The organism is Enterococcus florum (genome assembly GCF_004309355.1).
Lineage (GTDB): Bacteria > Bacillota > Bacilli > Lactobacillales > Enterococcaceae > Enterococcus_A > Enterococcus_A florum.
In genome coordinates, this window is the sequence record NZ_BJCC01000010.1 from 57,540 (window position 1) to 83,812 (window position 26,273).

At 44.4% G+C, this 26,273-nt stretch carries 24 protein-coding genes and 2 tRNA genes; 24 read left to right on the plus strand and 2 right to left on the minus strand.

What is annotated here, in order from left to right; translation table 11 throughout:
* Positions 1-148: 148 nt before the first annotated feature.
* The 10 genes from NRIC_RS06365 (at position 149) to NRIC_RS19270 (ending at position 6,325) form a co-directional block, all read left to right on the plus strand.
* Entirely contained in the window at positions 149-1,324 is a 1,176-nt protein-coding gene (locus NRIC_RS06365; protein ID WP_146621859.1) for an ABC transporter substrate-binding protein, read from the plus strand.
* 78 nt (positions 1,325-1,402) lie between these two features.
* Positions 1,403-2,281 carry a branched-chain amino acid ABC transporter permease gene (locus NRIC_RS06370; protein ID WP_146621860.1) on the plus strand — a complete coding sequence of 293 codons (879 nt, stop codon included), beginning with the start codon at positions 1,403-1,405 and terminating at the stop codon, positions 2,279-2,281.
* 9 nt (positions 2,282-2,290) lie between these two features.
* Positions 2,291-3,265 carry a branched-chain amino acid ABC transporter permease gene (locus tag NRIC_RS06375; protein ID WP_146621861.1) on the plus strand — a complete coding sequence of 325 codons (975 nt, stop codon included), beginning with the start codon at positions 2,291-2,293 and terminating at the stop codon, positions 3,263-3,265.
* Complete coding sequence (locus NRIC_RS06380) at positions 3,246-4,022, plus strand: ABC transporter ATP-binding protein (protein ID WP_146621862.1); 777 nt, start codon at positions 3,246-3,248, stop codon at positions 4,020-4,022. The genes NRIC_RS06375 and NRIC_RS06380 overlap by 20 nt, the downstream gene beginning before the upstream one ends.
* Positions 4,022-4,723, plus strand: coding sequence for an ABC transporter ATP-binding protein (locus tag NRIC_RS06385; protein WP_146621863.1), 702 nt, complete (start codon positions 4,022-4,024; stop codon positions 4,721-4,723). Before NRIC_RS06380 ends, NRIC_RS06385 begins: the two co-directional genes overlap by 1 nt.
* Before the next feature lie 3 nt (positions 4,724-4,726).
* On the plus strand, positions 4,727-5,371 hold the full coding sequence (locus tag NRIC_RS06390; protein ID WP_146621864.1) for a CBS and ACT domain-containing protein: 645 nt from the start codon (positions 4,727-4,729) through the stop codon (positions 5,369-5,371).
* 148 nt (positions 5,372-5,519) lie between these two features.
* On the plus strand, positions 5,520-5,750 hold the full coding sequence (locus NRIC_RS06395; RefSeq protein ID WP_146621865.1) for a DUF2969 domain-containing protein: 231 nt from the start codon (positions 5,520-5,522) through the stop codon (positions 5,748-5,750).
* 135 nt (positions 5,751-5,885) lie between these two features.
* A tRNA-Tyr gene (locus NRIC_RS06400) sits at positions 5,886-5,969 on the plus strand.
* Between the two features lies 1 nt (position 5,970).
* Positions 5,971-6,042: transfer RNA gene (locus NRIC_RS06405), tRNA-Gln, on the plus strand.
* A 115-nt stretch (positions 6,043-6,157) separates the two neighbouring features.
* Entirely contained in the window at positions 6,158-6,325 is a 168-nt protein-coding gene (locus NRIC_RS19270; RefSeq protein WP_175580015.1) for a hypothetical protein, read from the plus strand.
* Positions 6,326-6,352: 27 nt separating this feature from the next.
* Here the strand turns inward: NRIC_RS19270 and NRIC_RS06410 are convergent, their stop codons facing one another.
* Positions 6,353-6,961: a TetR/AcrR family transcriptional regulator gene (locus NRIC_RS06410; protein WP_146621866.1), complete on the minus strand. Its 609-nt coding sequence runs from the start codon at positions 6,959-6,961 to the stop codon at positions 6,353-6,355.
* Positions 6,962-7,142: 181 nt separating this feature from the next.
* Here NRIC_RS06410 and NRIC_RS06415 point away from each other — a divergent pair, with 181 nt between their 5' ends.
* Positions 7,143-11,390 (plus strand): 2-hydroxyacyl-CoA dehydratase, encoded by a 4,248-nt coding sequence (locus NRIC_RS06415; protein WP_146621867.1) that lies wholly within the window; start codon positions 7,143-7,145, stop codon positions 11,388-11,390.
* A gap of 166 nt (positions 11,391-11,556) precedes the next feature.
* Complete coding sequence (locus NRIC_RS06420) at positions 11,557-12,261, plus strand: GntR family transcriptional regulator (RefSeq protein WP_146621868.1); 705 nt, start codon at positions 11,557-11,559, stop codon at positions 12,259-12,261.
* Positions 12,262-12,268: 7 nt separating this feature from the next.
* Here the strand turns inward: NRIC_RS06420 and NRIC_RS06425 are convergent, their stop codons facing one another.
* On the minus strand, positions 12,269-12,913 hold the full coding sequence (locus NRIC_RS06425; protein ID WP_146621869.1) for a YigZ family protein: 645 nt from the start codon (positions 12,911-12,913) through the stop codon (positions 12,269-12,271).
* A 78-nt stretch (positions 12,914-12,991) separates the two neighbouring features.
* Between NRIC_RS06425 and NRIC_RS06430 the strand changes: the two genes are divergently transcribed.
* The 12 genes from NRIC_RS06430 (at position 12,992) to pstA (ending at position 26,267) form a co-directional block, all read left to right on the plus strand.
* Complete coding sequence (locus NRIC_RS06430; protein WP_146621870.1) at positions 12,992-13,279, plus strand: DUF7662 domain-containing protein; 288 nt, start codon at positions 12,992-12,994, stop codon at positions 13,277-13,279.
* A gap of 55 nt (positions 13,280-13,334) precedes the next feature.
* Positions 13,335-14,657, plus strand: coding sequence for a DEAD/DEAH box helicase (locus NRIC_RS06435; protein ID WP_146621871.1), 1,323 nt, complete (start codon positions 13,335-13,337; stop codon positions 14,655-14,657).
* Positions 14,635-15,303 carry a ComF family protein gene (locus NRIC_RS06440; RefSeq protein WP_146621872.1) on the plus strand — a complete coding sequence of 223 codons (669 nt, stop codon included), beginning with the start codon at positions 14,635-14,637 and terminating at the stop codon, positions 15,301-15,303. Before NRIC_RS06435 ends, NRIC_RS06440 begins: the two co-directional genes overlap by 23 nt.
* Before the next feature lie 138 nt (positions 15,304-15,441).
* Positions 15,442-15,990 (plus strand): ribosome hibernation-promoting factor, HPF/YfiA family, encoded by a 549-nt coding sequence (gene hpf / locus NRIC_RS06445; protein ID WP_146621873.1) that lies wholly within the window; start codon positions 15,442-15,444, stop codon positions 15,988-15,990.
* A 207-nt stretch (positions 15,991-16,197) separates the two neighbouring features.
* Complete coding sequence (secA, locus tag NRIC_RS06450; RefSeq protein WP_146621874.1) at positions 16,198-18,729, plus strand: preprotein translocase subunit SecA; 2,532 nt, start codon at positions 16,198-16,200, stop codon at positions 18,727-18,729.
* Positions 18,730-18,823: 94 nt separating this feature from the next.
* A protein-coding gene (gene prfB / locus NRIC_RS06455) for a peptide chain release factor 2 (protein WP_146621875.1) occupies positions 18,824-19,934 on the plus strand; the annotation gives its coding sequence in 2 pieces (ribosomal slippage) (positions 18,824-18,895 and positions 18,897-19,934; 1,110 coding nt in all).
* A gap of 94 nt (positions 19,935-20,028) precedes the next feature.
* On the plus strand, positions 20,029-20,718 hold the full coding sequence (gene ftsE / locus NRIC_RS06460) for a cell division ATP-binding protein FtsE (protein ID WP_146621876.1): 690 nt from the start codon (positions 20,029-20,031) through the stop codon (positions 20,716-20,718).
* Entirely contained in the window at positions 20,711-21,595 is an 885-nt protein-coding gene (ftsX, locus tag NRIC_RS06465) for a permease-like cell division protein FtsX (RefSeq protein ID WP_146621877.1), read from the plus strand. Before ftsE ends, ftsX begins: the two co-directional genes overlap by 8 nt.
* Before the next feature lie 153 nt (positions 21,596-21,748).
* Positions 21,749-23,197: a cardiolipin synthase gene (cls, locus tag NRIC_RS06470; protein ID WP_146621878.1), complete on the plus strand. Its 1,449-nt coding sequence runs from the start codon at positions 21,749-21,751 to the stop codon at positions 23,195-23,197.
* Positions 23,198-23,289: 92 nt separating this feature from the next.
* Positions 23,290-24,138: a phosphate ABC transporter substrate-binding protein PstS family protein gene (locus NRIC_RS06475; protein WP_146621879.1), complete on the plus strand. Its 849-nt coding sequence runs from the start codon at positions 23,290-23,292 to the stop codon at positions 24,136-24,138.
* A 316-nt stretch (positions 24,139-24,454) separates the two neighbouring features.
* Positions 24,455-25,387: a phosphate ABC transporter permease subunit PstC gene (pstC, locus tag NRIC_RS06480; protein WP_146621880.1), complete on the plus strand. Its 933-nt coding sequence runs from the start codon at positions 24,455-24,457 to the stop codon at positions 25,385-25,387.
* A complete protein-coding gene (pstA, locus tag NRIC_RS06485) occupies positions 25,380-26,267 on the plus strand; it encodes a phosphate ABC transporter permease PstA (RefSeq protein WP_146621881.1) in 888 nt (295 codons plus the stop codon). Before pstC ends, pstA begins: the two co-directional genes overlap by 8 nt.
* Positions 26,268-26,273 lie beyond the last annotated feature (6 nt).

A 26,273-nucleotide genomic window follows, 5' to 3' on the forward strand; every position in this document is an offset into this window, starting at 1 on the left:
ATTTCATTCTTTCTGAAAGCGTTTTGAAATATTCAATATTCGCGAATTATTAAAATATTCAGAAAATTTAATTGACAGTGAGAATCTTTTCCTATATATTTTATCTTATCTCAACAAGTTATAATAATTTCTATTAGGGGGAAAAAGGATGAAAAAGAGTATATTTCTTGCTTTGGCAGCAGGGCTATTTTTATTTGGTGCTTGTGGATCGCCTTCTGCTAGTGATTCGAACGACAGCGGTGGAAGCTCGGCGGACAGCGATACGATCAAGATCGGCGGAAACTTTGAATTATCCGGTGCAACAGCGGCCTATGGTGAGGCTGAGAGAGAAGCTGCGGAATTGGCCGTTGAGCAGATCAATGCTGACGGGGGCATCCTTGACAAGCAGGTAGAATTTGTGTCGAAGGATAACAAATCTGATAACAATGAAGCTGCTTCAGTTGCAGCGAATTTGACAACCAAAGACGAGGTCGTAGCGGTGGTTGGACCAGCTACCTCCGGTGCCGTTAAAGCAACTTTACCGAATTTGACGAAAGCAAAGATTCCTGGAGTAACTCCATCAGGCACGGATGATGCGATCACTAAGCAAGGGGATAACGTTCAACCTTATATTTTCCGAGCTTGTTTCCAAGACAGCTTCCAAGGGGTCGTGTTAGCAAAATATGCACAAGAAAACATGCAAGCACAAAAGGCGGTTATCTTTGGTGATAATGCGAGCGACTACGCAGATGGGTTAACGAAAGCCTTCAAAAAAACCTATGAAGGTGAAATTGTTGCAGAGGAAAAATTCACTGCCGGCGACAAAGACTACCAAGCAATGCTGACAAAAGTCAAAGACAAGGATTTTGATGTGATCTTTATTCCTGGATATTACACAGAAGCTGGTTTGATTATCAAACAAGCACGTGAGATGGGGATCGACAAGCCGATCATCGGGGCAGATGGATTCGGTGATGAAAAGTTAGTTGAGACAGCTGGCGCAAGCAATGTGTCAAACGTTTACTATACTGGACACTTCTCAACAGAAGCTCCAGCAACTGACAAGGTTGAACCGTTCATTAAAGCCTTTGAAGAAAAATACGACCGCAAGCCTTCTTCATTCAATGCCTTGGGTTACGATGCTGTGTACATGATCAAACAAGCGATTGAAGATCAGGGTGAAGCAACACCTGCAGCAATTACTGAGGGGCTTGCTAACTTGAAAGACTTTGAAGGTGTTACTGGTAAGATCACGATGGACGAAGATCACAACCCTGTGAAATCAGCGGTAGTGCTTGGTCTGACAGAAGGAAAAGAATCTTCTGCTGAAACTGTTAATCCATAGTTTTTGGGAGCAGGCAAGGCAAGACGAGCGGACTGCTTGTCTTGCCTTTATTCTATTTAAAAGTGAGAGAGTGATAAGATGGAGATATTCATTCAGCAGCTGGTAAACGGCCTATTTTTAGGCAGTATCTATGCGTTGATGGCCCTCGGTTATACGATGGTTTACGGCATTATCAAGCTGATCAATTTCGCCCATGGCGATATTTATATGATCGGATCTTTTATCGGCTATTTTTTAATCAATCAATTTGAGATGGGATTTTTCCCAGCATTGGTATTATCGATGGCGGGCAGCGCCATTTTAGGAGTTACGATCGAGTTCTTAGCGTATCGCCCATTGCGTAATTCTACTCGGATCGCAGCCTTGATCACGGCGATCGGTGTTTCTTATTTGTTGCAAAATACGATGATCTATTTCTTCAGTTCCACAACGAGACCCTTTCCACAGGTGATCCCGCTGCAGACTTACCATATCGGCTTTTTGCAAGTATCGAATATTCAGTTGTTGATTTTAGGGCTTTCCTTATTCCTGATGGTCTTATTAAACCTTATTGTGCAAAAAACCAAAATGGGAAAAGCGATGCGTGCGGTTAGTGTGGATACAGATGCTGCAAAATTGATGGGGATCAATGTAAATCGGACGATCTCCTTTACTTTCGCCTTGGGCTCTGCACTGGCAGCTGCCGGCGGAATGATGATCGGTCTTTATTACAATTCCATTGAACCAATGATGGGGTATATTCCAGGGCTGAAGTCCTTTATCGCGGCCGTTTTAGGTGGGATTGGATTGATTCCTGGAGCAGCATTAGGCGGCTTTGTAATCGGTTTGATCGAAACGATCACGACAGCATTAGGCTTCTCCGATTTCAAGGATGCCGTAGTATACGCTGTACTGATCTTGATTTTGTTAGTTCGTCCTGCCGGGATTTTAGGCAAGTACATGAAAGAGAAAGTGTAGGTGGGTCAAATGAAGAAAAATTTGAAGTACAATCTGATTTGGCTTGCTTTAGTTATTGCCGGTTATTTAGCATTGTATATTAGTTATTCCGCTGGAATGGTCAATCTATTTTTGGACAACATCCTAGTACAGATTGGGATCAACATTATTTTGGCAGTTGGACTGAACTTGATCATCGGATTTGCAGGACAGTTTTCTTTGGGACATGCTGGTTTTATGGCGATTGGCGCCTACGCTGCAGCATTGATCTCAATGAGTAATCCTACGTACGCTGGATTTTTCCTGGGGATGGCAGTAGGTGTTGTATTAGCTGGCGCTGTTGCTGTGATTGTCGGAATACCTACTTTGCGTTTAACTGGAGATTATTTGGCGATTGCGACGTTAGGGGTTGCTGAGATCATTCGTATTTTGATTATTAATATGAAGGACATCACGAATGGACCCTCTGGGATCTTTGGGATCTTGCCTTTTGTGGACTGGCAAATGGTGTACGGATTTATGGCAGTAACTACCTTGATCGTAGTGAACTATATTCATTCGGGTGCTGGGCGAGCAACGATGGCCATTCGCGAAGATGAGATCGCTGCTGAATCCATGGGAGTAAATACAACCAAATACAAAGTTATCGCTTTTGCGATTGGTGCGATGACTGCAAGTGTTGCTGGTGCATTATACGCGGGCTATTTGCAATCGATTGCTCCAAAGGATTTTGCCTTTACCAAATCGATCGACATTTTGATCATGGTCGTGTTAGGTGGGATCGGAAGTGTGACCGGCAGTTTTATCGCAGCGATTTTACTAGGTATCATTAATATGTATCTGCAAGATTTTGGTGCATTGCGGATGATCATCTACGCATTGGCTTTGATCATCCTGATGATTTTCAAACCAGGCGGACTTTTGGGTACCAAGGAACTTTCTGTAAAGAAACTCTTCCGCAAATTCAAAAAAGGAGATGACCAGAATGCCTCTATTGGAAATTAAGGATCTAACCAAAAACTTTGGCGGTCTGGCGGCTGTCTCCAATGTCAATATGCAGCTGGAGGACAATCAGCTGATTGGACTGATCGGTCCAAACGGCGCAGGAAAAACCACGTTGTTCAATTTAATCACTGGCGTTTATGAACCGAGTGAAGGAGATGTTCTGCTTAGTGACAATGGACAGGCAGTTCGTTTGAACGGCAAGAAGCCGTATGCCATCGCTGATTTAGGGCTTAGCAGAACCTTTCAGAATATCCGATTGTTCAAGGATTTAACGGTGCTGGACAATGTATTGATCGCTATGAACAGCAAAAACAAGGAAAGCTTTGTATCGAGCGTATTTCGCTTGCCAAGCTTTTATAAAAAAGAGGAAGCGTTGAAAAAAGAGGCATTGGATCTGCTAGCCATTTTTGATCTGCAAGACAAGGCAGAAAATTTAGCGCGTAATCTGCCTTACGGCGAGCAGCGGCGTTTGGAGATCGTCCGTGCATTGGCGACTCATCCAAAAATTCTTTTCTTGGATGAGCCAGCAGCGGGGATGAATCCGCAAGAGACGGCTGCATTGACTGAGCTGATTCGGCGTATTCAAAAGGAATTTCAGATTACAATCCTGCTGATCGAACACGACATGAGCTTGGTCATGGAAGTGTGTGAGCGAATTTATGTGTTGGAATATGGACGCGTCCTAGCGGAAGGGACACCGACTGAGATCAAAGCGAATCCAGAGGTAATCAAAGCTTATCTTGGAGGTGAACTGTAATGTTAAAAATTGAAAACTTATCCGTGCATTACGGCATGATCCAAGCTGTTCGGGATGTCAGCTTTGAGGTCAATGAAGGCGAGATCGTATCATTGATTGGAGCCAACGGTGCAGGAAAGACAACGATCCTGCGGACGATTTCAGGCTTGATCCAGCCTTCAAAGGGAACCATCTCCTTTGAAGGCGAGGCGATCCAAAAACGCCCGCCGCGCAAAATCGTTGAAAAAGGCATCTCTCAGGTTCCTGAAGGCCGTCATGTTTTTCCTGGCCTAACCGTACAGGAAAATCTGGAGATGGGGGCTTATTTGCGAAAAGAAAAGGACCTAGCCAGTGAATATGAAACGGTCTTCCAAAAATTCCCAATTCTTAAAGAGCGAGTGAAGCAAGATGCGTCGACTCTTTCTGGCGGGGAGCAGCAGATGCTGGCAATGGGTCGTGCATTAATGTCAAAACCACGTCTTTTATTGCTGGATGAGCCATCCATGGGACTTGCGCCAATTTTTATCAAAGAGATCTTTACCATCATTCAAGAAATTCAAAAACAGGGAACGACTGTCTTATTGATCGAACAGAATGCGAAGATGGCGTTGACCATTGCTAATCGCGGCTATGTTTTAGAGACGGGAAATGTCGTGCTGCAAGGGACTGGACAAGAATTGCTGGCCAGTGATGAAGTCAAGAAAGCTTATTTGGGAGGATAAAAGATGAGTGTAAAGGATTTTATGTCTGCTGAATTGATCACAGTTGAACCGGAGACTAAGATTTTTGATGCAGTAGATTTAATGAAGAAGCATGATATCCATCGTTTGCCGGTCGTTAAAAATGGTCAGCTGGTCGGCTTGATCACAGAGGGAACGATTCAAGAAGCCTTACCCTCCAAAGCGACTTCTTTAAGTGTGTATGAAGTGAACTATTTATTGAACAAGACTGTCGTGGCTGATGTCATGATCAAAGAGGTAAAGACAGTAAGCCCAAGAGCACAATTGGAGGATGCGGTGTATCTGATGCGTCAGAACAATATTGCGGTTCTTCCGGTGTTGGAAGGTGAAAAGCTCGTTGGGATCATTACCAACAATGACATTTTCGATGCCTTTTTGAAGCTTGCCGGCTATCATGAAGGTGGAACACGGATTCAAATTTGTATCCGTGAAGATAAAAAAGGGATCCTTGCCGAGGTAGCGAAGATTCTCGCTGACAATGACTATAGTATTTTAACAGTGATTATTGATCATACTGATGAAGGCGCCATTGTCGAAATGCAATTAAAATCAAAAGAACCTGAGAGAATTAAAGGGATTTTAGAAGCGGCAGGCTTTGAAGTAACAGAGGCTACACTAACCAATCCTTGATCAACAGTAGACTGGCCGTTTTTATAGCGGTCAGTTTTGTTTTATTTTAGAGTATGCTACAATGAATGCTCGGCAAGCTTTTCTTGCGTTAAAGGAGAAGCCACGAGGATTGAGAACGTAAGATTTTTAGACAAAAGGAATGATTGCAATGGCAAAAAAGAACAAAGATATTCAAGTCCAGGTACAAGAAGCTGCAAAGCTCATCAATGGTAAAAAAACTGAGGTCACGCAATTGGTTATCGGAAAAAAAGTGATCGGCGAGATCATTGCGGAAGGAAAAGGATTCCGCGTATGGGCAGGGGATACTCAATTAGGAACGGTGAAAACCCTTGATGATGGGATTGAAGCGGTGATTCGCAACTGGAATCTCCACGATTAAAAAAATCATGAAAAATCCCGTGAAAAATACTTGCATTTTTTTTTGAAGTTCGGTATTATAACTGAGTCGGGTTTTTAGAAGCCTGTCAATGGTGCACGTTCTTTTTATAGAATGAAAAAGAACAGCTGATACGATGGAGGAATAGCGAAGTGGCTAAACGCGACGGACTGTAAATCCGTTCCTTAGGGTTCAGTGGTTCGAATCCACTTTCCTCCACCATTGGGGTATAGCCAAGCGGTAAGGCAACGGACTTTGACTCCGTCATGCGTTGGTTCGAATCCAGCTACCCCAGTTCCAGTCAGACGAGATCGTCTGGCTTTTTTTGTTGCCAAAAGCGGCTTTAGCAGTTTTAATAACTTGAGAAAATGCTTGTTTTGCGCTACTCTGAGAGAGAGGAGCTGGTAAAGATGAAGAATAGAGCCAAAGAGTTTGTGACAGAAGCGGCTGAACGAATTTACGATTTATTGAAGGACAACCATTACGAGGTGACGATCCATTCAAAAGACAAGCGATTGAAGGTTCGCCAGGTGCGTCCGACAAGACATACAATCAAATGGAAAGCCAAAAATCATTAAGGAGATGCGTTAGCATCTCCTTATTTTTTAGCGTTCAATTTCGATTCCTAAGATCGTGAGATGCCCATTGCCGACTAGCTTGATCACCAATGTAGCCAAACTATTTGCATCCATCGTTGTGCCGCTGGTGATCCACCAATGCAGCGTCCCGACAAATATCGAGGTCATGTATTCCAAGATAAAGTCCATTGGAACTTCAATATCGTTTTCGGTGATTTTCAATCGACGAAAAATGTGGGCATATTTTTCGTCTAAAATATCAGCGATCTGTTTTCTCAGCATTTCATTGGCTGAAGCATCCATAATCGTAAGAAAAAACTTTCGATTTTCCTGGATTCGCTGGTAGATGCTGGTCAAGACCAACTCCACCTGTTTGACCTTTAGACGATTTCCTTGAACGATCTGATCCGGGTCCAGTACAGAGGCAAAGGCTTCAATGGCATTGTGAAAAATAAAGTCATAGAGATCTTGCTTGTCTTTAAAATGGGCATAAAAGGTTGCACGATTGATCATCGCTTGATCCGCGATCTCCTGAACAGTGATATTATCGTAGCCTTTAGTTTCGACCAACGAAACAAACGCTTCTACGATCATTTTGTGGGTTCGCTTAACGCGTAAATCCATTTTTTTCGGCATATTGAAAATTCCTTTCAGCTTTTTGCAACACTCTTGAATGGACTGTTGCTTATCTCACACTATTGGCTATTTTGGTTGTTGCAATCAAATAAAAAACTTCTTAAAATATACGTGAGTAGTATAACAAACAGTATGTAAGATAATCAACACCTGTTGTTAAAAAGAGAAGGTAGGAGAAAAGATGAATTTACGTGCGGGGATCGATGTTGGCTCAACCACAGTTAAACTGGTGATCCTAGACGAAAAAAATCAGACGTTATTTTCTAAATATGAACGGCATTTTTCAGATGTGAAAACCGCCACAGAACGCGTATTGAGAGAAGCCAATGAAGTGATTAATGATGCAATGATGACGATGACGATCACTGGATCAGGTGGAATGGGTCTAGCGGATGTGCTGGAGATTCCTTTTGTTCAAGAGGTTATCGCGTGTACACGTACCGTCGAAGAAGTGATTCCAGAGACAGATGTTGCCATCGAATTAGGCGGAGAAGACGCGAAGATCACCTTTTTTGAAGGAGCCTTGGAGCAACGAATGAATGGGAGTTGTGCGGGGGGGACCGGTGCATTCATTGATCAAATGGCTGTGCTGCTAAAAACCGATGCTAACGGTGTCAATGAACTGGCGAAAAACTATCAAACGCTGTACCCAATTGCATCACGGTGTGGTGTTTTTGCAAAAACGGACGTTCAGCCGTTGATTAACGAAGGCGCGGCCAAAGAGGATATCGCAGCCAGTATTTTTCAGGCAGTCGTAAATCAAACCATTGCCGGTTTGGCAGCTGGCCGCAAAATCAAGGGAAAGATTGCTTTTCTAGGCGGTCCTTTATTTTTTATGTCTGAATTGCGCAAACGATTTATCGAGACTTTGGCGATCACTCCTGAAAATGTGATTTTTCCAGAAAATCCACAATTATTTGTTGCGATGGGTGCAGCTTTTTACTCTGAAGGGGCAGATGCTGTGACCTTGAATCAATTATTGAGTCGTTTGACGAAAGCAAACGGTGGGAATTTATCTCCTTCAGATACTTTAGATGCGTTGTTTGAAGATGAGCAAGACCTTGCGGCATTTCGTAAACGCCACAGTCAAGCACAGGCTGAAAAAAAGGAGCTGACCCAGCATGAAGGGGTGGCCTTTTTAGGCATCGACGCCGGATCGACTACGACGAAGGTGGCCTTGATTGATGAGAGCGGTCGGTTGATGTTTTCGTTTTATGGAAACAATCAAGGCCAGCCATTAGAAACTACGATGAAGGTTTTGAAAGATCTTTACCGCAAATTACCTAGCCAAGTGTTTATCGGCAAAGCCGCAGTTACTGGTTATGGCGAGCAGCTGATCAAAAATGCGCTGAAGGTCGACATTGGTGAAGTAGAGACTATGGCTCATTACAAAGCAGCGAATCATTTTCAACCGGGGGTAGACTTTATTCTGGATATCGGCGGGCAAGACATGAAAGCCATGACGATCAAAGAAGGGGCGTTGTCTTCGATTCAATTGAACGAAGCGTGTTCATCCGGCTGCGGATCATTTATTGAAACCTTCGCTAAATCGTTGAATTACAAAGTGGAAGATTTTGCTGAGGCCGCCTTAGCCTCACGAACACCGGTGGATTTAGGGTCGCGTTGTACGGTTTTCATGAATTCTAAAGTCAAGCAGGTCCAAAAAGAGGGCGCTTCAGTCGGCGATATTTCAGCAGGATTGTCTTATTCTGTCATCAAAAATGCGATCTATAAAGTCATCAAGGTTCGACGTCCTGAAGAATTGGGCGAAAAAATTGTTTGCCAAGGAGGCACCTTTTATAATGAGGCCGTTTTACGCGCTTTTGAGCTGGTGACAGGACGTGAGGTAGTTCGCCCGTCGATCGCAGGATTAATGGGTGCTTATGGGGCAGCTTTGATCGCGTTGGAGAATTATGAGATTGGAGAAGAAACCACGATTCTTACGCCTCAAGAATTGGATGACTTTACGGCTCAAAAAGAGTTTACTCATTGTGGATTGTGTGAGAACAACTGTATGATGACGGTCACAATTTTTTCAGATGGACGTGAGTTTATTACCGGAAATCGGTGTGAACGTGGTGCCCGGATCAAGATAAAACGAGAGGATCGGAAAGTCAATCTAATCGACTATAAATATCGGCGATTGTTCAAATACCGCTCACTGCGAAGAAAAGAAGCCACTCGGGGGACCATCGGGATTCCGCGTGTACTGAATATGTATGAGAACTACCCATTATGGCATATCTTTTTCAGCGAATTGGGCTTTCGTGTTGAATTGTCGCCACGCTCCAACAAGGATCTGTACGAACAGGGGATGGAGACGATCCCAAGCGATACTGCGTGCTATCCAGCGAAAATCGCGCATGGTCATATTCAAGCTTTGATCGATCAAGGTGTTCCGATGATTTTTTATCCTGGTGTTGTTTTCGAGAGAGAAGAATCCAAAGAGGCAGACAACCATTTCAATTGTCCAATCGTACAAAGCTATCCTGATGTGATTCGCAACAATGTCGATGACATTCGTGAAGGAAAAGTAGATTATCGCAATCCTTATCTAAATTTAGCTAATGAAGCTTCAGTGGCAAAGGTGCTTTCCCATACCTTCGAGGATCTTGGAATCTCTGAAGCAGAAATCATTGAAGCGCTACACCATGGCTATCAGGAATTAGAGACTTTTAAAGAGGATATCCGTACCAAAGGGGAAGAGACCTTGTTGATGATGAATCAAAAAGGGGAGCGAGGCGTCGTTCTTTCAGGTCGTCCGTATCACTTGGATCCTGAGATCAACCATGGGATTGCTGAAGTGATTACCCAAGAAGGATTTCATGTATTGACAGAGGACAGTGTTTCTCATCTAGCCAACGTCGGCAACTTGCGGGTGGTGAATCAATGGGTGTATCATTCTCGACTGTATGCGGCAGCTCGAGTAGTGGCCAAAACGAAAAATCTAGAACTTGTTCAGCTGAATTCCTTCGGCTGCGGACTTGACGCGGTCACGACAGACCAAGTTGAGGAGATCATGGAACAGTATGGGAAGATCTATACGGTTCTGAAGATTGATGAAGGTGCGAATTTAGGGGCGATCCGAATTCGTCTGCGTTCACTAAAAGCCGCGGTCAATGAGCGAGACAAGAGCAATTATGAACCAGTCAAACGGTTTGAGGAACCGGCTAAGATTACGTTTACCAAAGATATGCGTAAAAAGCATACTCTGCTCTTGCCGATGTTGAGTCCAATCCATCAAAGTGGGTTATTCGATGTTGCGCTGGAAGCTTCTGGTTACAATGTGGTCTGCTTGCCAGCGATGGACCGCGAGGCCGTCAACGTGGGACTGAAATATGTCAACAACGATTCCTGTTATCCGGCGATCATCTCGATCGGTCAATTGGTTGAAGCGTTGCAAAGCGGAGAATACGACGTCAACAATGTCAGTGTAATGATGAGTCAGACCGGCGGCGGTTGTCGTGCGACCAACTACATCCCGTTGTTGAGAAAGGCCTTGAATGATGCAGGCTTCCCTCAAGTTCCTGTCGTATCGGTTTCAATGGGGAACAAAGGAGTAGAGTCCAATCCAGGCTTTAAATACACACTGCCGATGATCAAACGAATCGTCGTAGCAATCTTATATGGCGATTTGTTTGAGCGTGTTGTTTATCGAACGCGTCCGTATGAGCTGGAAAAAGGACAAATCGATGCCCTGCATGAAAGTTGGCTGAAAAAAGTGGAGGGCAATGTACGAAATGGCTCGCTGACGCAATTCAACCGCAACATGAAGAAAATCGTCAAGGATTTTGATACTGTGCCGATCTCTGATGAAGTCAAGCCTAAAGTCGGCGTAGTCGGCGAGATCTTAGTAAAATACTCTCCTACCGCAAACAATGATATCGTTCGCTTGCTGGAAGAAGAAGGCGCAGAAGCAGTCGTTCCAGACCTTGTCGGCTTTATGAACTATTCCTTGTACAACCAAATCTGGAAGTATGACAACATGGGAATGCCGAAGAAGAATAAGAATTTGGCAGAGTTTGTGATCAAGCTGATTGAAATGGTAGAAAAACCAATGGACAAGGCGCTGCGCGCTTCGACACGTTTTACAGGGATCCACTCGATCTATCAGTTAGCAGAGGATGCAAGCAAAATCTTGTCGATCGGAAATCATACAGGAGAAGGCTGGTTCTTAACAGGAGAAATGATCGATCTGTTGAAAACCGGTGTGAACAACATCGTTTGTATGCAGCCTTTTGGTTGTTTGCCAAACCACGTTGTTGGAAAAGGCGTCATCAAGGAATTGCGCCACCAATTTCCAAAATCCAACATCGCCGCGATCGATTATGATCCGGGAGTTTCCTTAGTCAACCAGCTGAATCGCATTCGTTTGATGATGGCCACTGCCAATAAAATGCTGGATGAGGAAAAGGTAAATCTAAAATAATCCTGTTATCAAGAAGGATAGACTATTTTTTGTCAAAATGGTCTATCCTTTTTTGGTTGAGAATTAGGTATATACCAGTTATAATAGAGCAGAGAACAATTCATTTTTTCAATAATAAAACAAATAGATGAACGAAATGTTTAACGAACGATCGGGGAGGATTCAAATGGCAAATCAAGTACCGGTGTATATCCAAATACACGATCAATTAAAAGATGAAATCGAAAAGGGCCTCTGGAAGGTCGGGGATCGACTGCCTTCTGAGCGAGAGCTGTCGGTCAAATTCAGTGTGAGCCGTATGACCTTGCGTCAGGCGATCCAAACGCTGGCGGATGAAGGGATTTTAGAACGCAAAATTGGTTCGGGGACGTATGTTGCCAATGAGAAGGTACAGGAAAAAATGAGCGGGACCACCAGTTTTACAGACATCATGGAATCACAGAACAAAGTGCCTTCCAGCAAGACCATCTCCTTTTTTTACTCACCTGCCAGCTCCAGCGAGATTCAAAATCTTGCGCTGGAAAAAGGGGAGCAGATTTTACGAATGGAACGGATTCGTTATGCGGACGATATTCCGATCTGTTTTGAGGTTGCCAGTATTCCGGCTAAGCTGGTCAAGGGGTTCAGCCGAGAAGAGATCACAGATTCCTTCTACCATACGCTGAAGGAAAAAGGCATGGAGATTGGCAGAGCGAATCAAACTGTTTCGGCGATCTTGGCTTCGGAACAAATTGCAGATTACTTGGAAATGAAACGCGGTGACGCTATTTTACGTTTGCGCCAGATTTCGTATCTAGAAGATGGACAGCCTTTTGAGTATGTACGCACACAGTATGTGGGCAACCGTTTTGAATTTTATTTAGAAAAATAGGAAGCAGCTACTCTGCTTCCTTGATTGGCTGTTCGTGGTAGCGAACAACGCCTTCTTCAAATTGAACCTGTCCATTTAACAGGTCGATGACCTGATGCTTGAAGTCCTCTAATGTTGACTCATTGACCAGGCATAAAACGATAACCTGATCGGTAAATTGCGTTTCTTTGACAGCGATCTGCTGCAGATCAATGAAGTTTTCCATTTTTCCCCAGGCAGCGTAGCTCAACGAGACGTAAAGTTCTTGCTGAAGCCGGCCTTCAACGATTCCAGTCTGTTGAACAGCATCCGCAACAGCACCAGAGTAAGCACGAATAAGTCCACCGGCTCCTAGTTTGGTACCGCCAAAATAGCGGGTCACGACGGCAGCTACATTGATCAATTCTTTTTTCTTTAGAACCTCCAGCATTGGGACACCGGCTGTTCCGCTGGGTTCGCCATCGTCACTGGTTCGCTGAATTTCCTGACGATCGCCTAGGACATAAGCACTGCAATTATGATTGGCTTTCCAATGCTCTTTTTTGATCGATTGAATAAAGGCTTTTGCTTCTTCTTCTGATTCGATCCGTTTCAAGGAGCAGATGAAACGTGATTTTTTTATCTCTGTTTCATGGATACTGTCTTCTTTTATTGTCCGATAAGTCTCTAACATCTTCTCACCTCATGTCTAAGTATAGGAGATAACCGGACCTTGTTTCAACTAAATCAACCAAAAAAAGGGGCGTAGAAAATGGTTCGCAGAAAAAAATATGATGGAATCACCCAATATCTGAAGCATAATGGCGGCTCTCAGGTGACCTTGACCTTTACTCAGTACGACGAGTTGCTGTTTCCAAACAGCGGGTTGCCAAAGACCGCACGGGAAGATTTAGACTGGTGGGCCAATGACTACAAGCATCCTGAGAAGGGCGCCTATGGCTGGTTGAATGCCAAGTATGAAGTTGTCCATGTAAATTTAGAAAAGGAATATATCGTTTTCAATAAATTAGTAAAATCGACAGGATTGTTTGACCGGTGATCAAGATAGAATGCTTGATCACTTTTTTTGCGTATTTTTATCCGAGGTGGTCAGGATGGAGGCCTATAGAGGGCAACGATTATTAAGAAGTGAGTGGGAAAAGTTTTATCCCTCAGTCGATCTATCTGCTGCGATTAAAAGCGCAGCAGTGAAGTCAGTCAACCAGAGTCAAGAAGCGTGTCAACGCTGCGACAATCAGAGTCTCGTCAATGTACCAGCAGGCTTTTCGTATTGTCCTGCCTGTTTGACTTTAGGAAGGGTGACGACGAAAGACGATTTTTACTATTTTGAACCGCAGCAAATCAAGGCGAGAAGGATTCTTTGCCAGTGGACAGGAGAATTATCCGAGGCACAAAAAAGCATCGCGGATCAATTGGTGTCTGATCAGGATCAAGGCAGTCAGTTTCTCATTTGGGCTGTCACTGGAGCGGGAAAAACAGAGATTCTTTTTCCATTGATCCAAAAAAATCTATCAAAGGGTCGACGAGTGGCCTTGACCTCTCCTCGGGTCGATGTTTGCAATGAGCTGTATTTGCGTTTTACTAAAGCCTTCCCTTACGAGAAGATCGGACTTTATCACGGTCAACGTCGGATCGATGCAGGCAATCAATTTATTGTTTGCACTGTTCATCAACTTTTTCGTTACTTTCAATTGTTTGATCTGATCATTTTAGACGAAGTGGATGCCTTTCCTTATGCCGGAGATCCTCTTTTGCAGCGTGCCACGCTGAAAGCCTTGCACCCGGAAGGAAAGCTAGTCTACTTAAGTGCGACCCCGCCAAAAAATGTGAAACAGACAGTGGATCGTTGGTATCGTCTGCCGGCAAGGTATCATCGCCGGCCTCTGCCTGTTCCCCGTCTGATGCTTTTGATGTCGTTAGATAAGCAGCTGAGAAAAGCAAAATTGTCTGTCAAACTGTTAAAAGAAATCGGTCGTTTGCTTGAAAAAAACGATTTGTTGCTTTTTTGTCCCAGCATTGATTTACTGGAACAGGTATTCAAGCAGCTAATGAAGGTCTATCCTGATGCTGCAGCGACAACCGTTTACGCTAAAGATGATGAACGCCTCTTGAAGGTCGAAAACATGCGCGAAGGGAAATACCGATTGTTGATCACCACCACGATTTTGGAAAGGGGAGTGACCTTTGAAGGGGTATCTGTGATGATTTTGCAGGCTTCTCATCCGGTCTTCAACAAAGCGGCTTTGGTACAAATAGCAGGCCGAGCCGACCGCAAAGGGGAGTATCAGCAGGCAGAGGTGGTTTTTGCTGCTAGTGAGCGGACACGAGCCATCAAGGCTGCCATTGCTGAGATTCGGGAAAACAATCGACTAGCAGAAAAGGCAGGTCTTCTCGATGAAGTGCAGCAGTTGTCATAGGGAGATCGTAGAAAATCTAACCTTGCTTGAATTGTTCTTTCCTTCAAACATCCGGTGTTTTCATTGTCAGGAGCAGTTTAAAAGGATTGTTTGGGAGCAGGCTTGTCCGGGATGCGGCAGAAAAAACAACCCAGCACTTTGCTCGGATTGCCAGAAATGGCAGAAGCAATCCAGCTTTTTGCTGAACAATCGGGCTCTTTTTGAATACAGTGACGGGTTTCAGGAATGGATCGAGTTTTTTAAGTTCAAGGGAGATTACCAGCGCCGGTTTGCATTTTCGACAGAGTTAAAAGAAGCCCTCAGTGCCTATCCGCACTACACGATCTGTCCCTTGCCTTTGTCTGAGGAACGCTTTGGGGATCGGGGGTTCAACCAAGTTTCGGCGTGTTTGGATGCTGCTGGGGTCACCTATTTTCCATTATTGAAACGAAAAAGGCACGATACACCGCAGGCCGGGAAAAAACGAGAAGAACGGCTTCAGCTGCAGCAGCCTTTTGAAATGGCCCCAGATGGTAAAAAAATGAGAGCTTCGAAAGTTTTGCTGGTGGACGATGTCTATACAACGGGAAGAACACTTTTTCATGCGGCAGATTGCTTATTGGAAAATGGCTTCACGACCGTAAAAAGCCTAACATTTGCCCGGTAATTTTTCTTTTTTTCATCGGGAAAATGATAGCGATTTACTTTGCAAACCGATTAGAGTTCGCTATAATAGAATTAAGAAGAAGAGCGAAGAGTGGTCCTTCCTTCTATCTTCAGTTGGCAGATGAAAGGGGCAATTTGTATGTTTAGATATAACGTTCGAGGAGAAAACATCGAAGTAACTGAAGCAATTCGTGATTACGTAGAAAAGAAAGTAGGAAAATTGGAACGCTACTTCACTGATGTGCCTGACGCAACTGCACATGTTAACTTAAAAGTTTATACGGAAAAAACTGCGAAAGTCGAAGTGACGATTCCACTTCCTTACTTAGTTCTTCGTGCCGAAGAAACTTCACCAGATTTGTATGCAAGTATTGATTTGGTTGTGGATAAATTAGAACGTCAGATCCGCAAGTTTAAAACAAAGATCAATCGTAAAGCACGTGAAACTTCTTTACCAGCACGCGAAGTGGCGGCGGTAGAGATAAATGATGAAGCGGAAGAAACTTCAGAATTGGAAATCGTGCGTACAAAACGTCTTTCTTTGAAACCAATGGGCAGCGAAGAAGCTGTATTGCAAATGAACATGCTGGGACACAACTTCTTTATCTTTGAAGATGCTGAAACCAATGGAACAAGCATTGTTTATCGTCGTAAAGACGGCAAATACGGTTTGATCGAAACCGATTAATCAAAACTAATAAACCCCTCAGTCCGCCAGCGGCTGAGGGGTTTTTCCATTTTCAAAAAATATTCTTAAAAAGTAAGTCTTAGGGAATTATAAAAGTTCTTGTTTTTATTTACAGCAAAAGTTTCTTTTCCTAGAAACTAATGATAAAATAGACTAGCGGATTTGTACACAAAATGACTAATGGTTATAAAGGAGTAAGAAAAGTAGATGGCGAATTTTTTGCGAAAAATGATCGAGAACGATAAAAAAGAATTAAAGCGGTTGGATGGGATCGCTCAAAAGGTTGAAGCCTTTGCCAGCGGCATGGAGAAGCTTTCCGATGAACAGCTTCGAGCAAAAACAGATGAATTTAGAACCCGGTATCAAGGCGGCGAAACGCTGGATGAACTGCTTCCTGAAGCATTTGCTGTCGTGCGTGAAGCGGCAAAACGTGTGTTGGGTCTGTATCCTTATCATGTGCAGCTGATGGGTGGGGTCGTCTTGCATGATGGGAATATCCCCGAAATGAAAACAGGTGAAGGGAAAACCTTGACCGCCACGATGCCAGTATACTTAAACGCATTGACGGGGGAAGGCGTACACGTCGTGACCGTCAACGAATATTTGGCAACTCGTGACTCAACGGAGATGGGCGAGCTTTACAATTTCTTAGGGCTGAGCGTTGGATTGAATATCAATTCCAAAACTTCGGATGAAAAACGGGAAGCATATGCTTGTGATATTACCTACAGTACCAATAACGAACTAGGGTTTGACTATTTGCGGGACAACATGGTTGTTTACCGCAATCAGATGGTACAGCGCCCATTGAGCTATGCGATCGTCGATGAAGTAGACTCGATTTTAATCGATGAGGCTAGAACACCGCTGATCATTTCAGGGGCGGCCGAAAAATCTACTGCGCTATACACCCGAACTGACAATTTTATCAAGCGATTGAAAGAAGATGAAGATTACAAAATCGACATTCAATCAAAAACGATTGGCTTAACGGAACAAGGGATCGAGAAAGCTGAAGATAATTTTGGCTTAGAGAACTTGTATGATCTTGAAAACACTGCATTGACCCACCATTTGGATCAAGCATTACGGGCAAACTATATCATGATCCGCGATATTGATTATGTTGTTCAAGAAGGCAAAGTGTTGATCGTTGACCAATTTACTGGACGTATCATGGATGGACGTCGGTATTCAGACGGCTTGCACCAAGCGATCGAAGCCAAAGAAGGCGTGGAGATTGAAGACGAAACGAAGACCATGGCGACAATCACCTTCCAGAACTATTTCCGGATGTACAAAAAATTGGCCGGGATGACGGGTACAGCCAAAACGGAAGAAGAAGAATTCCGGGAAATCTACAATATCGAAGTTGTTCAGATCCCTACGAACAGACCAGTAATCCGGGATGACCGAACTGATTTGCTGTATCCAACCTTGGAAAGCAAGTTCAAAGCTGTCGTACAGGATATTAAAGAACGTCATCGCAAAGGTCAGCCGATCTTGGTGGGGACTGTCGCAGTCGAAACATCTGAATTGCTTTCAGATATGTTGAACCAAGAAAAGATTCCTCATGAAGTCTTGAATGCGAAAAATCATTTCAAAGAAGCGGAAATCATTATGAACGCCGGACAAAAGGGCGCTGTTACTATCGCAACCAACATGGCCGGTCGTGGTACGGATATCAAGCTGGGACTTGGTGTCGTAGAATTGGGCGGGTTGGCCGTTATCGGAACAGAGCGTCATGAATCTCGACGTATCGATAATCAGCTGCGCGGCCGTTCGGGACGTCAAGGAGATCCAGGGGTTTCTCAATTCTACCTTTCATTGGAAGATGATTTAATGAAACGTTTTGGTTCTGAACGAATCAAAGCATTCTTGGATCGCATGAAGGTTGAAGAAGAAGATGCAGTGATCCAAAGCAAGATGCTGACGAAGCAAGTTGAATCCGCGCAAAAACGTGTGGAAGGAAACAACTATGATACACGTAAAAATGTTTTGCAGTACGATGATGTGATGCGTGAGCAACGTGAAGTCATTTACAAACAGCGTCAAGATGTGATTATGGAAGACAATGACCTTTCACCGCAGCTGTTGAACATGGTGCGTCGTACGATTTCTCGTGTAGTGGACACACATACTCAGCTGGAAAAAGACAATTGGAATTTGGAGAGCATCGTTGACTTTGCAGGCAACGCACTTGTCCATGAAGATTCGATCGCGGTGAGTGATCTTGAAGGAAAAGCACCGGAAGAGATCAAGACTAATTTGTTTGATCGCGCGAAAGAGATTTTTGATACAAAATCTGGTCAATTGCAAAGTCCGGAGCAATTGCTGGAGTTTGAAAAAGTAGTTATCCTGCGCGTGGTAGATACGAAATGGACGGACCATATCGATGCAATGGATCAATTGCGTCAATCGATCGGGCTGCGTGCCTATGGTCAGAACAATCCATTGGTAGAATATCAAACAGAAGGATACAAAATGTTTGAAGACATGGTTGGTGCAATCGAATATGAAGTGACTCGTTTGTTCATGAAGGCTGAGATTCGTCAAAATGTGCAGCGTGAGCAAGTCACTCAAAATCAGGAGACCCATCCAGTTGAAGCAGATGGCGATCCGAAGAATTTGACCAGCACCAAACGGATGCCTACACACGTCAAAAAAGTAGGACGCAATGACCCTTGTCCATGCGGCAGCGGAAAAAAATATAAGAACTGTCACGGCAAAGGGGAATAAAAAAGGGGAAATCGGACGGGACATAATTGCTATGTCTCGTCTTTGTGTGTTACTTTAGAGCCAAAAGGACGAATTGAGGAAAGAAGGAATAAGCTTGGAAAATGCAGAGATTCGAAACTTATTGGATGCGATCCAGGAACAAGTCGTAAGTTTTAGGGGGTCTCTTTGACCTAGATCGGTTAGAAGAGGATATTGCTGAGGCGGAGCATCAGATGGGGGAACCGACGTTTTGGGACGATCCGGAAGAGGCTCAAAAGCTGATCAATAAAAACAATGGCGATAAAGACACCTTTACCAAGTTTAATGAGATCAAAAACGAAACCGAAGAATTGAATTTGATGTGGGAGATGCAACAAGAAGAATTCGATCCGGAAATGCAAAAGGAATTGGAGCAGCGTCTGCTGCAGTTAAAGGAACAGGTTGCCAGCTTTGAGCTGACCCTATTACTGGATGCACCTTACGACAAAAACAGTGCCATTTTAGAGATTCACCCGGGTGCCGGGGGAACAGAGTCGCAGGATTGGGGCTCGATGCTTCTAAGAATGTATACACGATGGGCAGAACAGCATGGGTTTACGGTAGAGACGATCGATTATCAGGCGGGCGATGAGGCTGGGATCAAAAGTGTGACCCTATTGATCAAAGGAACAAATGCGTACGGCTATTTAAAATCTGAGAAGGGCGTCCATCGCTTGGTACGTATTTCTCCGTTTGATTCGGCCAATCGGCGTCATACCTCATTTTGTTCGGTCGATGTGATGCCCGAATTGGATGAGACGATCGAGATCGAAGTCAATCCAGATGATCTGAAGGTTGATGTGTACCGGGCTAGCGGAGCTGGCGGGCAGCACATCAATAAAACGTCATCAGCAGTTCGCATTACTCATTTGCCTACGGGAACCGTTGTGGCCAGCCAAGCGCAACGTTCGCAATTCCACAACCGGGAAACAGCGATGCGTATGTTGAAGGCAAAGCTGTATCAATTGGAACTCGATAAGAAAGAACAAGAGGCTGCTGCTTTAAGAGGGGAACAAATGGATATCGGTTGGGGTTCTCAAATCCGCTCCTATGTGTTCCACCCTTATTCCATGGTGAAGGATCATCGGACCAGTCACGAGACCGGCAACGTTCAGGCCGTGATGGATGGAGAGCTGGATCCCTTTATCGATGCCTATTTAAAATGGCACTTGACCCAGAGCAACTGAGCAAAATGAAATGAAATTGTAAACTACTGAAAGCCTGTTGCAATGTTTACATGCTATAATAGCTTAGAATTTAAGAGGATACGGAGAGATAATCATGATTGAAATGCAGAATGTCGTGAAAAAATACCCCAACAAGACGACAGCAGTGCGTGGTCTGACGGTCAATATCGATCGCGGGGAATTTGTCTATGTAGTCGGCCCTTCTGGTAGTGGTAAATCAACATTTATCAAGTTAATGTATCGTGAAGAAAAAGCAACCTCTGGTAAAAAGCTGGAAGTTGCCGGTCATAATTTATTAAGGATTAAGAACAAAGATGTACCTTATCTGCGTCGAGATGTCGGCGTAGTTTTCCAAGATTTCAAGCTGCTTCCAAAAAAAACAGTCTATGAAAATGTTGCTTATGCGATGCAGGTTATTGGCCGCAAACCTCGTGACATTAAAAAGCGAGTGATGGAAGTGCTGGATCTGGTCGGCCTAAAGCACAAGGTTCGTGTTTTTCCAAGCGAGCTGTCTGGAGGAGAACAGCAACGGGTGTCAATCGCTCGTGCGATTGTCAATACTCCGAAAGTATTGATCGCCGATGAGCCGACAGGGAATTTGGATCCAGATACGTCAATGGAGATCATGCAGCTGATCGAACGAATCAATGGGCAGGGAACGACGGTCGTTATGGCTACACACAACAAAACGATCGTAGATACGATGCGTCATCGAGTGATTGCTATCGCAAACGGATTGATCGTTCGGGATGAAGCGGAAGGAGAATACGAATTCGATGATTAGAAATTTCTTCCGACACTTGTTGGAGAGTATCAAAAGCCTGAAACGAAACGGCTGGATGACCTTAGCTTCTGTCAGTGCTGTAACGATTACACTTACTTTGGCGGGTGTCTTTTTAGCGATTATAATGAATGCAACTAAGCTTGCTCAAGACGTTGAGGGCAATGTGGATGTTACTGTATTTGTGGACATCGGTACTGAAGAAAAAGAACTAAAAGAACTAAAAACAGAGCTGGCCGATCTTAGACATGTGGACAAGGTTCAATTTTCCAGCAAAGAGGATCAGCTGAAAAAAATCCAAGCTGCTTTAGGTGATGCGTGGAATCTTTTTGAAGGCGACAACAACCCTCTTTACGATGTCTACATTGTCAGCGCCACTGAATCACGCTATATCAAGCAGGTCGCCGATCAGGCAACGGAATTGGCAAGTGTCAATCGTGCCGATTACGGCGGAAATTCAGCTGACCGAATCATTAAGATCTCCAGCGTCGTTCGCACATGGGGACTAGCTGCTGCGGCCTTGTTGATCTTCGTAGCGATCTTCCTGATCTCAAATACGATTCGAATCACAATCTTGTCGCGAAAACGTGAGATTCAGATCATGCGACTGGTTGGTGCTAAGAATGGATATATCCGTGGGCCGTTCTTCTTAGAAGGAGGCTGGATCGGCTTGATCGGTGCGATCGTTCCGATTTTGATCGTGACCTTCGGCTATCAACGCATCTATGAATTGGCTGCGCCCTACCTGCTGCAATCCAATTTGAATTTATTGTCACCAGAGAACTTGGTTTGGAAGCTGGATGTCTTTATGGCAGTTGGCGGCTACCTGATTGGTTCGCTCGGCTCAGTTATCTCAATGCGCCGTTTTTTAAAAATCTAACACTAACGAATCGCCGACTGAGCTGTCGGCGATTTTTTTGAGGAAAGCGATGTGTCTTTAAGGGATAAATCCTTTCTTTTTTTTCGGGTCATTTTTTCGGTTTACAATTTGAGCTTTCTTCGCTATTCTTTAAGGATGAAGGAGTTGGATGGGATGACCTTTATTATGGAGCATTCAGGTGCTCTCTTTTTGCTTGTAAATACGATTCTCTCGTTGATCATCGTTTTCCGCGAACGGAAGGACACGGTCACCACTTGGGCGTGGCTATTGATTTTGACGTTTCTTCCCGTCGTGGGATTTGTAATGTACATTTTCTTTGGCAAGGGAATCTCTAAGGAGCGAATTTTTGAATTAAAGGTTCAGACAAAGGTCGGGATGAATGTTGAGCTGGAACAGCAGCAGCAGGCGCTTGCCCGAAGGCTGTTTCCTAAACCGAATACAGATCAGGTCGATCCGCGGCAATTGATCTATATGCTGACGATGTTTGAAAACTCGCTTTATACTACCAACAATGAAGTGCAGCTGTTTACTGATGGCAGGAAGAAGTTCGATGCCCTGATCGCTGATATCCATGCAGCGAAGGAACATGTACACATGGAATATTATATTTACCGCGGGGATGCTCTGGGAATTGAGGTCAGGGATGCCCTTGTCGCCGCAGCAAAGCGGGGAGTTAAGGTTCGGCTGCTTCTGGATGCTTGGGGGTCAACACAAGTCAATCACCGCTTTTTTGCTGATCTGATTCGTGAGGGCGGCGAGGTCGAATTTTTCTTTCCATTATTTGTACCATATTTAAATCCACGAATGAACTACCGCAATCACCGCAAGATCGTCGTGATTGATGGTGAAATCGGATATACTGGCGGGTTCAATGTCGGAGATGAATATTTGGGATTGGTCAAAAAGTTCGGTTATTGGAGAGACAATCATCTGCGAGTGCATGGCGATGCTGTGTATTCGATGCAGAACCGATTTTTAATGGATTGGAACTCTCAAAGAAAAAGTGATGTCTTGTATGATCGTTCTTATTTTCCGGAAATTGCAGCTTCTGGCAATAAAGCACTGCAGATCGTCAGCAGCGGGCCCGACAGTGAGCACGAGCAGATCAAAATGACGTATTTAAAAATGATCAATTTGGCCAAAAAGGAGATCTTGATCCAAACCCCATATTATATTCCGGATGCGTCGATCCATGAGGCGTTGAAACTAGCACTTTTATCTGGGGTCAAGGTTCGAATTCAAATTCCGAATAAACCGGATCATATCTTAGTCTATTGGGCGACGTATTCGTTTGCTGCCGAGCTGTTAGAATATGGCGCGATCATTGAAACCTATGAAAATGGTTTTATTCATGCAAAAACGATGGTGGTGGATTCAGGGTTGGTGTCGGTCGGATCGGCCAATATCGATGTCCGTTCATTCAAATTGGATTTTGAGGTCAACACGGTGATCTATGACAGTTTGTTTGCCGAAAAGATTCGGGCGGCCTTTTTTGCTGATTCGGAGAATTCTGAGCTGTTGACAGAGGAGCGTTATCGTTACCGTGGTGTAATCATTAAGTTTAAAGAAGGAATTGCGCGTCTCATCTCGCCGCTGCTGTAAAAAGCTTGCTCTTTTTGCGTCTCATGTTAAAATAAATGAGCTTTCTACTTTTAAATGGCAAAATTCTAGAATGTTAGATGAGGAGAATACACATGAAAAAATGGTTGCTGCCCTTATTAGGAACAGTACTCTTATTATCTGGATGTTCAAAATGGATCGACCGCGGCGAATCGATCACCGCTGTAGGTTCCTCCGCGCTGCAGCCTTTGGTTGAGACGGTCGCTGAAGAATACCAAACAAAAAATCCTGGAAAATTCGTCAATGTCCAAGGTGGCGGGAGCGGAACCGGCCTTAGTCAGGTACAGTCAGGTGCAGTTGAAATCGGAAACTCCGATGTTTTCGCTGAAGAAAAAAACGGGATTGATGCGGCTGCATTGAAGGACCACAAAGTCGCAGTCGTGGGGATCACACCGATTGCGAATAAAAAAGTGGGCGTGACCGATCTTTCTCTTGAAAATTTGCGTAAAGTGTTCTTAGGCGAGATCACCAACTGGCAAGAACTGGGCGGAGCGGATCAGGATATCGTGATCTTGAACCGAGCGACCGGAAGCGGTACCCGAGCGACCTTTGAAAAATGGGTATTGGACGGCCAGACAGCTGTTCGTGCACAGGAGCAAGACTCGAGCGGAATGGTTCGGCAGATCGTAGCCGATACACCTGGAGCCATCAGCTATACGGCGTTTTCCTATGTGACGGATGATGTACAGCCCTTAAGTGTCGATGGAATAAAACCAACGGATGAGAATGTAACAGACAATCAGTGGAAGATCTGGGCGTACGAGCATATGTATACCAAGGGCGAGCCGACTGAATTGAGTAAGGAATTCTTAGAATACATTCAATCAGAAGAGGTACAGGAACGAATCGTTCCACAACTAGGCTACATCCCGATCTCTCACATGAAGGTCGAACGAGATTGGCAAGGAAATATAATTGAGTAAACAAACAGTGCTGGGAATCATGTTCCCAGCGCTTTTTTGTTTCTAAATGGAGAATGCTCCAGCAAAAGTGCGATTTCTTTGCACCCTCTTGGAAATACGATAGAATTGCAGTGAAGATCATTTCCAGCGTTTACACAATCTTTACAATTGTTACTTAAGCTTCACATAAGGTTAAAAGGAAATTGACGTTGAAACTGTAAAATGAATCCGTTAGCTCCTTCCAGAAAATGAATGTAAACATTAATGAGCTTTCTTATCTATCCATTATTTGAATAAAATCCAAGCAAGTAAACTGAAAGCAGGAGGCGTTTCCTCAATGGAAAATGAAGAAATAAAACGAGCACTAACCACTAAATCGAAGCGCGCACGAATTGAGCAGCGCGGAAGACTGCTCAGCTTTGTCTGTATTGCACTGATCGTATTTGTAGTGGCAGCGATTTTTTACTTTGTCGCAAGCAAAGGTTTAGCAACTTTTTTTGTGGACAAAATCAATGTGTTTGACTTTTTATTCGGTACTACCTGGAATCCGAGTGCCATGGGGCCTGACGGAAAACCGTTAGTTGGTGCTTTGCCAATGATCGCCGGATCATTTATCGTGACCTTTTTGTCTGCGATCGTGGCAACGCCCTTTGCGATTGGAGCGGCTGTCTTTATGACAGAAATTTCTCCAAAACAGGGACAAAAATTCTTGCAGCCAGTCATTGAGCTGCTTGTAGGAATTCCTTCAGTCGTTTACGGCTTTATCGGTCTTTCGGTGATCGTACCTATGATTCGTTCGATATTCGGTGGAACCGGCTTCGGTATCTTGTCGGGTACCTTTGTGCTGTTTGTGATGATTCTACCAACGGTGACCACCATGACTGTGGATACCTTGAAATCCGTCCCGCGTTATTATCGCGAAGCCTCTCTGGCACTAGGGGGCACACGCTGGCAAACGATTTATAAGGTTGTTTTGCGGGCGGCGATCCCGGGAATTTTGACTGCGGTAGTGTTCGGTATGGCTCGTGCCTTTGGTGAGGCATTGGCGATCCAAATGGTCATCGGGAACGCGGCATTGATGCCTACCAGCTTAACGACACCGGCTTCGACATTGACCTCGATCTTAACGATGGGGATCGGAAATACGATCATGGGAACGGTAGAAAACAATGTTCTTTGGTCACTGGCGCTGATTCTGTTGCTCATGTCGTTAGTCTTTAATATCTTGATTCGCTACATTGGGAAAAAAGGAGAGGTGAACAATGGATAAAGCAAAACGCGCGGATAAGATCGCTACAGGTGTCCTGTATGTGGTCTCAGGATTGATTGTTTGTATTTTAGCCTTTTTGCTTCTGTATATTCTGATTCGTGGATTGCCTCATGTTTCGCTGGACTTCCTAACATCGCCTTCAAAGGCTTACCAAACGGGTGGTGGGATCGGCATCCAGCTGTTCAACTCGATTTTCTTGCTGTTTGTCACGATGCTGATTAGTTTTCCTATCTCTTTGGGTGCAGGAATTTATTTGTCAGAGTACGCCAGGGACAATTGGGTGACTGGCATTATCCGCACCTCGATCGAAATTTTAAGCTCACTGCCTTCTGTGGTAGTCGGTTTGTTCGGTTTTTTAGTTTTCGTAATTCAATTTGGGTACGGCTTTTCAATTTTGTCAGGGGCGTTGGCATTAACACTCTTCAACCTGCCTTTACTAACCAGAAATATTGAAGAATCTTTGCGGGCGATCCACTATACCCAGCGTGAAGCAGGACTGGCGTTGGGGCTTTCTCGTTGGGAGACGGTTACTAAAATCGTCGTGCCAGATGCTTCTCCGGGAATTTTAACGGGCATCATCTTGAGTTCAGGCAGAATTTTTGGGGAAGCTGCCGCCCTGATTTATACAGCAGGACAAAGCGCGCCAGCTTTGGATTTCAGCAACTGGAATCCTTTAAGTGTTTCCAGTCCGATCAGCATTTTCCGTCAAGCGGAGACGTTGGCTGTGCATATCTGGAAAATCAATACCGAAGGAACGATGCCGGATGGCGACAGTGTTTCTGCGGGAGCATCCGCGGTTCTGATTATTGCGGTGCTGCTGTTTAACTTCGGTGCACGTGCAATCGGGAAACGCCTGCACAAAAAGATGACCTCAGCATAAGGAGAA

Coding starts and splice junctions, on each gene's coding strand:
- NRIC_RS06430 (WP_146621870.1), top strand. CDS start 12,992: ATGGTTCGCAGAAAAAAATATGATGGAATCACCCAATATCTGAAGCAT.
- ftsE (WP_146621876.1), top strand. CDS start 20,029: ATGATTGAAATGCAGAATGTCGTGAAAAAATACCCCAACAAGACGACA.
- NRIC_RS06410 (WP_146621866.1), bottom strand. CDS start 6,961: ATGCCGAAAAAAATGGATTTACGCGTTAAGCGAACCCACAAAATGATC.
- NRIC_RS06475 (WP_146621879.1), top strand. CDS start 23,290: ATGAAAAAATGGTTGCTGCCCTTATTAGGAACAGTACTCTTATTATCT.
- NRIC_RS06395 (WP_146621865.1), top strand. CDS start 5,520: ATGGCAAAAAAGAACAAAGATATTCAAGTCCAGGTACAAGAAGCTGCA.
- NRIC_RS06365 (WP_146621859.1), top strand. CDS start 149: ATGAAAAAGAGTATATTTCTTGCTTTGGCAGCAGGGCTATTTTTATTT.
- pstC (WP_146621880.1), top strand. CDS start 24,455: ATGGAAAATGAAGAAATAAAACGAGCACTAACCACTAAATCGAAGCGC.
- NRIC_RS06375 (WP_146621861.1), top strand. CDS start 2,291: ATGAAGAAAAATTTGAAGTACAATCTGATTTGGCTTGCTTTAGTTATT.
- NRIC_RS06390 (WP_146621864.1), top strand. CDS start 4,727: ATGAGTGTAAAGGATTTTATGTCTGCTGAATTGATCACAGTTGAACCG.
- pstA (WP_146621881.1), top strand. CDS start 25,380: ATGGATAAAGCAAAACGCGCGGATAAGATCGCTACAGGTGTCCTGTAT.
- cls (WP_146621878.1), top strand. CDS start 21,749: ATGACCTTTATTATGGAGCATTCAGGTGCTCTCTTTTTGCTTGTAAAT.
- NRIC_RS06420 (WP_146621868.1), top strand. CDS start 11,557: ATGGCAAATCAAGTACCGGTGTATATCCAAATACACGATCAATTAAAA.
- NRIC_RS06370 (WP_146621860.1), top strand. CDS start 1,403: ATGGAGATATTCATTCAGCAGCTGGTAAACGGCCTATTTTTAGGCAGT.
- NRIC_RS19270 (WP_175580015.1), top strand. CDS start 6,158: ATGAAGAATAGAGCCAAAGAGTTTGTGACAGAAGCGGCTGAACGAATT.
- hpf (WP_146621873.1), top strand. CDS start 15,442: ATGTTTAGATATAACGTTCGAGGAGAAAACATCGAAGTAACTGAAGCA.
- NRIC_RS06380 (WP_146621862.1), top strand. CDS start 3,246: ATGCCTCTATTGGAAATTAAGGATCTAACCAAAAACTTTGGCGGTCTG.
- NRIC_RS06385 (WP_146621863.1), top strand. CDS start 4,022: ATGTTAAAAATTGAAAACTTATCCGTGCATTACGGCATGATCCAAGCT.
- secA (WP_146621874.1), top strand. CDS start 16,198: ATGGCGAATTTTTTGCGAAAAATGATCGAGAACGATAAAAAAGAATTA.
- NRIC_RS06415 (WP_146621867.1), top strand. CDS start 7,143: ATGAATTTACGTGCGGGGATCGATGTTGGCTCAACCACAGTTAAACTG.
- NRIC_RS06440 (WP_146621872.1), top strand. CDS start 14,635: ATGAAGTGCAGCAGTTGTCATAGGGAGATCGTAGAAAATCTAACCTTG.
- ftsX (WP_146621877.1), top strand. CDS start 20,711: ATGATTAGAAATTTCTTCCGACACTTGTTGGAGAGTATCAAAAGCCTG.
- NRIC_RS06425 (WP_146621869.1), bottom strand. CDS start 12,913: ATGTTAGAGACTTATCGGACAATAAAAGAAGACAGTATCCATGAAACA.
- NRIC_RS06435 (WP_146621871.1), top strand. CDS start 13,335: ATGGAGGCCTATAGAGGGCAACGATTATTAAGAAGTGAGTGGGAAAAG.